This window comes from Nostoc sp., assembly GCF_036916575.1.
Taxonomy (GTDB): Bacteria; Cyanobacteriota; Cyanobacteriia; order Cyanobacteriales; family Nostocaceae; genus Nostoc.
The window spans coordinates 1-10,226 of the sequence record NZ_JBALGC010000068.1 but is presented as its reverse complement, the minus strand read 5'-3'; the positions used below and the strand labels follow the sequence as shown (position 1 = coordinate 10,226).

The window sequence follows — 10,226 nt, the reverse complement described above, 5'->3', positions numbered from 1 at the left end:
TCAACAGGAAAGGCGCTGCGGGTTCTAACTTCCAGAGCAGCAGAATAAGCAGCGATCGCACTTTCAATATTCTCGGCTTTTTCTCCTAATATTCTGTCACCGTAAGCATTCCCCAGATTATATTGCGTCATTGCCCAATCAACACAAAAGGCGCTGCGGGTTCTAACTTCCAGAGCAGCAGAATAAGCAGCGATCGCTAATTCAATATTCTCGGCTCGTTCTCCTAATATTCTGTTACTGTAAGCATTCCCCAGATTATATTGCGTCATTGCCCAATCAACAGGAAAGGCGCTGCGGGTTGTTACTTCCAGAGCAGCAGAATAAGCAGCGATCGCACTTTCAATATTCTCGGCTTTTTCTCCTAATATTCTCTCAGCGTAAGTAACCCCCAGATTATTTTGCGTCATTGCCCAATCAACAGGAAAGGCGCTGCGGGTGTAAACAGTGAGGACGATTTCATAGCCAGCGATCGCAGTTTCCATGTTACTAGCTTTGCTACCCAAAGGAAAATCGCTAATCAGATTACTAAAATTAACAATCTTTGCGGCGATGTCTGCTTCCGCTTCTGCTAGGGTATTTGTTGCCCAACGTCGCAATAATTCAGCAAAATTATTATTGAGTTTATCGGTATTTGCTTCCAGCACGGTAAGACGCAAAGGGTCTACGCCTTGAGTTACGATAACACCTGCAAATACCTTGCCGAAACCTACCCCACTGAATTTGCCAGATGGTTGCTATCATCTGATACATCTGATATTCAAGTACTTAAAACTGAACTTACCCTTGAACCCATTCGTGCTGATGCAGTAACCTTTCTGCAAATTGCTGACCAAATCTTGCATTTGGAGTTTCAAACTTCAGCCAAATCCACACCTCCACTTGACTTTCGGATGTTGGATTACTACACCAGATTGAAACGCCAATACTGGTGTGATATTGAACAGGTATTAATTTTCTTACAACCCACCTCCTCAGAAACAGTTTTTAACACTCAGTATGTGGATAGGAAAACTAGACATGAGTATCGTGTGATTCGCTTATGGGAAGAAGATCCCACACCACTGTTAGCTAACCCCGCACTTTTACCATTGGCGACATTAGCCAGAACCAACTCACCCACAGACTTATTAAGCCAAGTCGCTACTGCTGTCGATATGATTGAAGAAACAGACGAGCGACAGAATATATCAGCTTGCGTACAGGTTTTGGCTGGTTTGCGGTTTGAGAAAAATTTAATTACACAACTTTTTAGAGAGGAAATTATGCAGGAATCTGTAATTTATCAAGATATTTTGCAAAAGGGATTGCAAAAGGGATTGCAACAGGGAGAAGAACGAGGAAAGAAACAGGAGGCGCTAAAACTAATTCTGCGTCAGTTAACACGTCGTTTTGGTGCAATTGAACCGGAAGCAGAACAGCAGATTCACGGTTTATCGATCACTCAACTAGAGGAGTTAGCTGAGGTGTTGTTAGATTTAACTAGCCAACACGATTTAGTCAATTATCTAGCAAATATCTCCCCATCACAAACAAATCAAGAAGATTAAGCGATGCCTAAGCAAGAGGAAAAAAGACAAGGAGCAGGGGGGAGAAAGAACCCCATAAATAAATTTATTTGCTCTTAAACCCTTGATTGCTGACGAATTCCAGCATCTTTCTCTCCTGCTCCCCGGTCTCTCTGGTCAGAATTATCAAAAAGCGTTACAACTTCGTCCCACACTCAGCGCAGAAGTTGTGGGTGGGAGCATTTTTCGCACTACAGTGGCTACAATAAACTGGCTCTGCTGCTGCTTTCGGCGGTTGTTTCTGCAAGCCGACCATTTGAGCGTTGCTCTTGCCAGGAGCTACCATTGGATAGCAGTTTTCGTCTCTGGTGACGTGGATATTCAAGATTACTGGGCCTTTGTGTGCTAGCATTTCGGCGATCGCATCTTTTAATTCACTGCGATCGCTGATTACCATGCCCTTAATCCCATAGGCTTTTGCTAACAACTCTACGTCTGGCATCCCTACTTCCATGTTTGAGCATGAGTAACGCTCACCATAAAAGGCTTGCTGCCACTGGCGCACCATCCCTTGCCAGCCGTTATTGATAATTATTGTCTTGACATTTATCCCATACTGTGCAAGTGTACCAAGTTCCTGCAAACACATTTGGAAACTGGCATCACCGCTAATACAAATAACTTCTTCATCAGGAAACGCCACTTTAGCGCCCATTGCCGCAGGTAAGCCAAAACCCATCGTTCCCAAACCAGCACTAGAAATCCAGCGCCTCGGGCCATTCTTCAAGAATTGTGCTGCCCACATTTGATGTTGTCCGACATCTGTAGTGTAGAAAGCGTTGGGTGCTTGGCTATTGACTTCTACAATTACTTCTTGGGGTGAAATGCTGTCGGGATGCTGCGGCACGATTAGAGGATACTCTTCGCGCCAGCGGTTAACTAGATTTAACCACTCTTGGTTTTGATTAGGTGTAGCCTTGATGCCTGTTTCTTTGCAGCGACGCAACAAGTCTACTAACACATTCCGCACATCGCCGACGATGGGCACTTCCGGAACGCGGTTTTTGCCGACTTCTGCCGGATCGATGTCGATGTGAATTACTTTGGCGCGGGAGGCGAATTCGTCTAACTTGCCTGTAACGCGATCGTCAAATCTAGCGCCAATACAAATTAGCAAGTCACAATCACTGACGGCAAAGTTAGCGTAAGCTGTGCCGTGCATCCCCAACATTCCCAAAGCTAGGGGATGATGTTCGTCAAAGGCACCGATCCCCATTAAGGTTGTGGTGACAGGGATGTTGAATAATTCAGCCAGTTCTTTGACTTCTTCATGAGCACCAGCTGCGATCGCACCTCCACCCACATACAATAGCGGACGGCGACTTTCACTAATCAACTGAATCGCGGCATTAATCTGGCGGGGATTTCCCTTTACTGTAGGACGATAACCGCGTAACTTTACTGAACCTGGTTTTACAGGCAGATAATCAAATTCTTCTAAAGCTACATCCTTGGGGACATCAATCAAAACTGGCCCCGGACGCCCAGTGCTAGCGATGTGAAAGGCCTCGGCTACAATTCGCGCCATATCTTTGGGATCACGCACTACATAGGAGTGCTTGACAATCGGTAGGGTAATCCCGTAAATATCAGTTTCTTGAAAGGCATCTGTACCAATGGCCGGCCGTGCTACCTGTCCTGTAACCACAATCATCGGGATCGAATCCATATAGGCTGTGGCGATACCTGTTACTAAGTTGGTTGCTCCTGGGCCTGAAGTGCCAAAGCATACTCCTACATTCCCTGTGGCACGGGCGTAACCATCGGCTGCATGGGCTGCACCTTGTTCGTGTCTCACTAAGATGTGCTTAATAGCACCAGTGGCTTCCACCTTATACAGGTCGTCGTAAATTGGTAGAATTGCCCCACCAGGATAACCAAAAATATAATCAACGCCGTGGCGCTGAAGGCTGTCAAGTAGAGCAAAACCGCCAGATGCACGTTTGGGCACGACTGGAGGGCTAGAAATACGAGACTGTTTGTGATTCTCGATTTGTGGCAGACTAATTTGGGAAGGCGATTCTCCTGCGGAGACACTTTGTGAACGCACGGTCAAACCTCAGACTATAGCTAAAATTAATGCTGAATTCTGTAGTTAAGATTTCATTTTAATTGAAAAGTTCAATCAAAATCTTATAAATTTTTATATTAAATACAAAGCTAGTACCGCAAGGCGGAAGTCAAAAGTCAAAAGTATTATGGAAGGGCTTTTTAGGGTTTTTAAATGGTTGCTCTATTTACGCCGTGTTGTACTAGACTATTAGCCTACATTAATTAAATTACGTCTTGCAAGACTCGGCGGCTATTTTTCCAAGCCCAAACACCGACAACTACGACAACAATACTCATTCCTATAAGCACAATTCGCAAGCCTAGAGCATCAGTTAATGGCCCAGTAATCGCCAGAGGTAACGCCAGAGCTATGTTGACGGCATGATTTTGAAAGCCAAATACTTTACCGTGCATAGTAGGTGGTGTTTGCTGTTGAATTAAAGTTTGCATGGGCACACCAATTAAGGCAGCACCTACACCCAAAAATGCACATAGTCCTAGCGCTAGCAACAAGTTGTGTGTAAAAGTGAACACTCCTAAAACTAGTGCAATCATCAAAAATCCCATTAAAGGTAGGGGCTTGTGATGCAATTTATCACCCCAGTGACCTAAAATCGCTGCACCAAATACCATACCCACCCCTGCTGCTGCCAAGAAAAAGCCAAACTGTTTTTCTTTGAGACCAAACTCTGCGGCTAATCGAATCGTCAGCACTGTTAAGGCTGCAAACACACAATATAAAGTTGTCAGTTGCAACATGGCATTCAAGATCGAAGGGTTTTTCTTGAGATAGCGCAGGCTGTCGGTAAATTCAGCCCAAGGGTTATTTGATGTCCGCTGTTCCCTCGGTTGTTTGGGTTCTTTAAACTTAATCGGCTGGATGATAGCACCCGATAATATGTATAATCCACCAACCACAAGCTCTTGACCGTATTCTTCTCCCATCAGGCTTTTCGCCAAACTCAAAATCGGCTCTCCTATAGCAAAGCCAACAATTAAAGCTCCCATCATCGTGCTGCTAAAAAGAGCATTGGCTGCCAACAAATTCTCTCGCTTCACCAATAAGGGGATGGCTGCTTGTTCAGCTGGTGCAAAAAATTGCGTCACCGTGGAAATAGCAAAAGTCAGGATTAACAGAATCAGGAACTCTCGTGGTAACAAGGGAAGACACAGCGTCAATATTCCCCGCACGACATCTGAGCCGACCAGAATCAGCTTTTTTGGTAAGTGGTCAACAAAGATACCACCAGCAGACCCGAACAAAATTGCTGGTATTGTAAACGACAGCATCAAAGTTGAGTACATCGAGTTTTGTGCCAACCCACGAAGCGGTGGGTAGTTCTCCAGCAAAGCAATTAGCAAAACAAAGAAAACCTTATCTGCTAACTGGGACAGCAGTTGCCCAATCCACAGGAGCATAAAACTACGGTTTTTTAGCAGTGCGCCAAACCCATTATTAACAGAAGCAGGTTCAGTTGGAAACATTTAGATACTTTGGGTAGATGGGGTATGGGGCATGGAACATGGGGTATGGGGCAGAGGGGAGAATAAATGCTGACTCCTAACTCCTCATTCCTAACTCCTGCTTACTTATTCTATTTTCCGGACTAATTTGCTTCATAGCGCTTTAACAGCATAAGCAAAAACTCAGCTGCTGTCAGATGACCTTTGGGTGGAAAAATACCAATGGATGAATCTACCCACCAGCCTTGTACAGTTTGGGGCAATTTCCAAATTGACAAATGATCAACTGCTGGCTCTGCATAAAAGTTATTTTGCCCACTACCTAGCAAACAGGAACTCCAATGGGTGAAATAATCATGGCTGATCCGATGAATAGGGAAATTACCCTGTAGTGGTACTCCCCATCCATCTATAGCAATAAACGCTTTCACACGACCACCCAAGAGTTGCCACAAACACGCTGCCCCTATTGCCCCAACTACGCCAGCACTAAAGCTAATGAATATAATTGGCGATTTTAGCTGATTGCCCAAGCGATCGCGCAAAAACTGCAAGATATGAAATGGTGATAAAACCAAAAAATATTTACTTGGAACAATCAATATATTTGCGTAATTATCAGCGATCGCGCTATTAGAAACTAAATCTAACAATTCTACTCTAAAGCTTTCAGTTAAGTCTGACTCATGAATTCCAGGGCAAATAATTATACTCATCCATCTATTGTGTAGCAGCTTTTACAATTATTAATAACTTAAACTTCCTACAACGGTCTATTAGCTGTTCAGCCTATATGCAGTAATAACCGCACTATGTCTTTTGATGTATTATTCTGATTTTTCCACCTATCCTATCCCCCTGGATGGGATAATAATTAACTAGTAGGGAAAATGTCTAAGCTATTCCCTAACTTTATATCTCTGTGCACTCTGGTTATATTGAGGAAGTCATTGTGGTTGCCACGCCGGAAAAAGTACAACACACCCACGAGCAATTATCAGGTAAAGACCGTGTAGCCGTACTGCTCATGGGCTACGGCGAAGTCGAAAGCTACGAAGATTTCGCCAACTATAACGAACAGGCTTTAAATCTACTGACAGCAAAGTTTGCACCAGTACCAACCTGGATTTATCCCCCCTTGGCAAAACTTTTGGCGCTATTTGACCGCCATGAGTGGGGACACACACACCACGATTTTATCTCCCCACACAATGCCATTTTTGAACAGCAGCGAGCTGGCATCGAGAAGCATATACAAGAAAAATGGGGTGAAAATGTTCAAGTTTTCAAGGCTTTCAACTTCTGCGCCCCTTTCCTACCTAATCAAGTCCTGGCAGAAATCAAAAACCAAGGCTTCAATAAGCTGCTAATCTACCCACTGCTGGTTGTTGATTCTATCTTTACCAGTGGGATTGCGATCGAACAAGTTAACAACGCTCTGGTTGAGTTAACTGATGGTGAAGAACACTGGGTTAAAGCACAGCGCTACATTCCTTCTTTCTTCAACGAACCAGCCTACATTGATTTAATGGCTCATCTGGTTGAGGAGAAAATTACCGCTGATTTAGCCGCAGCTTACTTACCTTCTCAAATCGGCATTGTGCTAATGAACCATGGTTGTCCCCACAAAGCCAAAGGATTTACTTCTGGGATTACCGAAAGTCAAGCGTTGTACGATTTGGTTCGGGATAAGTTGATTAACCGCTATCCCTTAATCTCGGTGGGTTGGCTCAATCACGATACGCCCTTAATTGATTGGACACAGCCAAATGCCGAACAAGCAGCAAATAACCTGATTCAGTTAGGTGCAAAAGTGGTAATTTTTATGCCAATTGGCTTTGCCACAGAAAACCACGAAACTCTATTGGATGTACACCATATCATCCATGCTTTGGAAAAACAGCATCCTGGTACGAACTACGTGCAAATGGCTTGCGTCAACGATCATCCAGAATTTTTGGCTATGGCGGCTCAATGGGCTGATGCTCATATTGCACAACTGTTGTCAAACCAAACTTTGGCAATTAATCCTCAACTGGCTGGGGATCACCATCATCACCATCACCACCATTAAGTTAAGTTTAGTGGGCTGGGCAAAGCTTTGCCCACCCTAAAACTAATTTATGCCCCGTAGCTTGCGAGTATTATCAACTAAACTCTGAGCAAATTGATCAAATCTTTGAGAAAGTTTCTCATCTAGCAGCTTGCCTTCAGGGCTGAAAGCACCCCAAGCTTGTCCGATCGCAATTTGCTCCGGAATCACCCAACCATGTACCCAACGAATAATTAGCCGTAGGTCATTTAAAGCATTACTATTAGACTGACCACCCAATACACTAATTAGTCCTGTGACTTTATCCGATAGTTGGTCAAAACTCATCAAATCCAGGGCATTTTTCAGAACACCACTAACCCCACCATGATACTCAGGTGTCGCTAAAATTAACCCATCGGCGCCACTGACTGTATCTTGCAACCGCTGAACATCTGGATACTCTGGATACTCCTTTACACCAGTACAAAACGGTAGCTGCAACTGCCGTAAATCGAGAATTTCTACCTCTGCACCCACAGCTTCAACCCTTTGCACTGCTACTTCTAAAGCAAGCTGGGTATAGGAGTTGGGTCTTAAACTACCACCAATACCAACAATTTTTACCATAATTAACCTACAAACTATTAACTAGCTACTATCACCAAATTTATCTAAAGCGGAATCGTTATGACTATGTTTATTTTAGCGATTTGTGTTGGAATGTGTCAAATTAAAATCTACCGGAAAATTTGATAACAAAGGAGTCAGGAGTCAGGAGCCAGAATAATTATCCAGGTTGCTCAACTTCATGCAATACCGGGAAGAAACTTGGGAATGGTTTTATGTGGAAGTTAGACTAGATAAGAAAAGTGTAATTTCCAGTTATTACAATTTTGAAGAGAAAAATAGGCATAAAACCAGCGCTTAACTTGTGCCAGCAGACAAAGGGTAATTATTATGACAAATTTGGGAAAAAAAGCATTGATAAAAGGGCAGTCGTCAAAGCGGGTTGCTTGGGTTAGTGCGTTGGCATTCGCAAAGCGTCTCGTAGAGAAGCCCGCTGTAGGCATCGCTGCTAGTTTGATTATGTTGCCAGGAATTCTCGGGAGTACTCCCGTCTTGGCACAAAAAGCAGACAGCACCTCTCTAAATTATGGCGACTTGATCAAAAAAATAAAGGCGGGAGAAGTCGAGAAAGTAGATATTGACGAAAGCGAACAGATAGCAAAGGTTTCTCTCAAGGGGCAAAAGGATAATGCCCAACAGGTGAGACTTCTGGGACAAAACACAGAGTTGATTAACGTACTCAAAGAGAAGAATGTTGATTTTGGCGAAGTTTCCTCTGCTAACAGTCGAGCTGCTGTTGGGCTGTTGATCAATCTCATGTGGATTTTGCCACTGGTGGCTTTAATGCTATTGTTCCTGCGTCGCTCTACTAATGCTTCTAGCCAAGCGATGAATTTCGGCAAATCCAGAGCTCGCTTCCAAATGGAGGCAAAAACTGGAATTAAATTTGAAGATGTAGCCGGGGTTGAAGAAGCTAAAGAAGAACTTGAAGAAGTTGTTACTTTCCTCAAACAGCCAGAAAGATTTACTGCTGTAGGCGCACGTATTCCCAAAGGAGTGCTGTTAATTGGCCCTCCTGGTACAGGTAAAACTCTACTAGCAAAAGCGATCGCAGGTGAAGCAGGTGTCCCATTCTTCAGTATTTCTGGTTCAGAATTCGTGGAAATGTTCGTTGGCGTGGGTGCATCTCGTGTGCGTGACCTCTTCAAAAAAGCCAAAGATAATGCTCCTTGCCTAATATTTATCGATGAAATAGATGCAGTAGGTAGACAACGGGGCGCTGGTATCGGTGGCGGTAACGACGAGCGCGAACAAACCCTCAACCAACTCCTCACCGAAATGGATGGTTTTGAAGGTAACACAGGCATTATTATTATTGCTGCCACTAACCGCCCAGATGTTCTAGATGCAGCGTTACTCAGACCAGGACGCTTTGACAGACAAGTGATGGTAGATGCACCGGATCTCAAAGGGCGACTGGATATTTTGAAAGTCCACGCGCGGAATAAAAAAATTGATCCTAGCGTATCATTAGAAGCGATCGCTCGCCGCACTCCTGGTTTTACTGGCGCAGACTTAGCCAACTTACTCAACGAAGCTGCTATTCTCACTGCTAGGAGGCGCAAAGAAGCTGTCACCCTTTTAGAAATTGATGCTGCTGTAGATAGAGTCGTTGCAGGTATGGAAGGTACCGCCTTAGTAGACAGCAAGAGCAAGCGCTTGATTGCCTATCATGAAGTTGGACATGCTTTAGTGGGCACATTGCTCAAAGACCATGACCCTGTGCAGAAAGTTACATTAATTCCACGGGGACAAGCGCTAGGATTAACTTGGTTTACTCCCAACGAAGAACAAGGGTTAATTTCACGTTCCCAACTCAGAGCCAGGATTACTGCTACTTTGGGTGGTCGCGCCGCCGAGGAAATTGTTTTTGGTAAGCTAGAAGTGACCACAGGTGCAAGCAATGACTTGCAACAGGTGACAGGGATGGCGCGGCAGATGGTGACACGCTTCGGGATGTCAGAATTAGGGCCATTGTCCTTGGAAAATCAGAGTGGAGAGGTATTTTTAGGACGCGACTGGATGAATAAATCAGACTATTCTGAGGAAATTGCCGCCAAAATTGATTCGCAGGTACGCGAAATTGTTAACAATTCCTACATCAAGGCAAAAGAACTGTTGGAACTCAACCGCATAGTTTTGGAGCGTTTAGTAGATTTGCTAACGGAACAGGAGACTATTGAAGGTGATTTATTCCGCAAAATTGTTACTGATAATGCCCAGGTAGCCGATGCCAAATTGGAAGTGTATGGGGCGATCGCTCCTACATAGAAAAAAGAAAAAACCTCTGGCAACTCCAGAGGTTTTGGTTCCTGATTTAGTTTCTACTTGTTACTACAACTTGTCCTCAGTCATTTCCCGATAGTGAAAGAAATTATTTGATATGAGTAACGCTCTTCCATCACTCTCGTGAGAGAATAAATGAATGAAGTGACGCAAAGCTTTGTTTAGTCTATGTTTGAGGCAAGAAAGCCTGTCGAAAC

The 10,226-nt window shown here is 44.1% G+C and carries 7 protein-coding genes and 1 pseudogene; 3 read left to right on the top strand and 5 right to left on the bottom strand.

The genetic code is table 11. The features are described 5' to 3' along the window. Window positions 1-656 (bottom strand): annotated as a pseudogene (locus tag V7L29_RS14700) (CHAT domain-containing protein); the annotation flags it as partial. A 12-nt stretch (window positions 657-668) separates the two neighbouring features. On the opposite strand from V7L29_RS14700, the gene V7L29_RS14695 reads away from it, so the two are divergent. Continuing rightward, window positions 669-1,547 (top strand): Rpn family recombination-promoting nuclease/putative transposase, encoded by an 879-nt coding sequence (locus tag V7L29_RS14695; protein WP_334689521.1) that lies wholly within the window; start codon window positions 669-671, stop codon window positions 1,545-1,547. A gap of 154 nt (window positions 1,548-1,701) precedes the next feature. Here V7L29_RS14695 and ilvB read toward each other — a convergent pair whose 3' ends face one another. The 3 genes from ilvB to V7L29_RS14680 form a co-directional block, all read right to left on the bottom strand. Then, window positions 1,702-3,615: a biosynthetic-type acetolactate synthase large subunit gene (gene ilvB / locus V7L29_RS14690; protein WP_334689481.1), complete on the bottom strand. Its 1,914-nt coding sequence runs from the start codon at window positions 3,613-3,615 to the stop codon at window positions 1,702-1,704. Window positions 3,616-3,839: 224 nt separating this feature from the next. Beyond that, window positions 3,840-5,102, bottom strand: a complete 1,263-nt coding sequence (locus tag V7L29_RS14685; protein WP_334689482.1) for an MFS transporter — start codon at window positions 5,100-5,102, stop codon at window positions 3,840-3,842. A gap of 122 nt (window positions 5,103-5,224) precedes the next feature. After that, on the bottom strand, window positions 5,225-5,797 hold the full coding sequence (locus V7L29_RS14680) for a hypothetical protein (protein ID WP_334735945.1): 573 nt from the start codon (window positions 5,795-5,797) through the stop codon (window positions 5,225-5,227). Between the two features lie 236 nt (window positions 5,798-6,033). On the opposite strand from V7L29_RS14680, the gene V7L29_RS14675 reads away from it, so the two are divergent. Continuing rightward, window positions 6,034-7,155, top strand: a complete 1,122-nt coding sequence (locus V7L29_RS14675) for a ferrochelatase (protein WP_334735944.1) — start codon at window positions 6,034-6,036, stop codon at window positions 7,153-7,155. Between the two features lie 42 nt (window positions 7,156-7,197). On the opposite strand, the gene V7L29_RS14670 is transcribed toward V7L29_RS14675, so the two are convergent. Continuing rightward, window positions 7,198-7,743 (bottom strand): NADPH-dependent FMN reductase, encoded by a 546-nt coding sequence (locus V7L29_RS14670; protein ID WP_334735943.1) that lies wholly within the window; start codon window positions 7,741-7,743, stop codon window positions 7,198-7,200. A gap of 330 nt (window positions 7,744-8,073) precedes the next feature. Here V7L29_RS14670 and ftsH point away from each other — a divergent pair, with 330 nt between their 5' ends. Continuing rightward, on the top strand, window positions 8,074-10,014 hold the full coding sequence (gene ftsH / locus V7L29_RS14665; protein WP_334689486.1) for an ATP-dependent zinc metalloprotease FtsH: 1,941 nt from the start codon (window positions 8,074-8,076) through the stop codon (window positions 10,012-10,014). The last annotated feature ends 212 nt before the right edge of the window (window positions 10,015-10,226 follow it).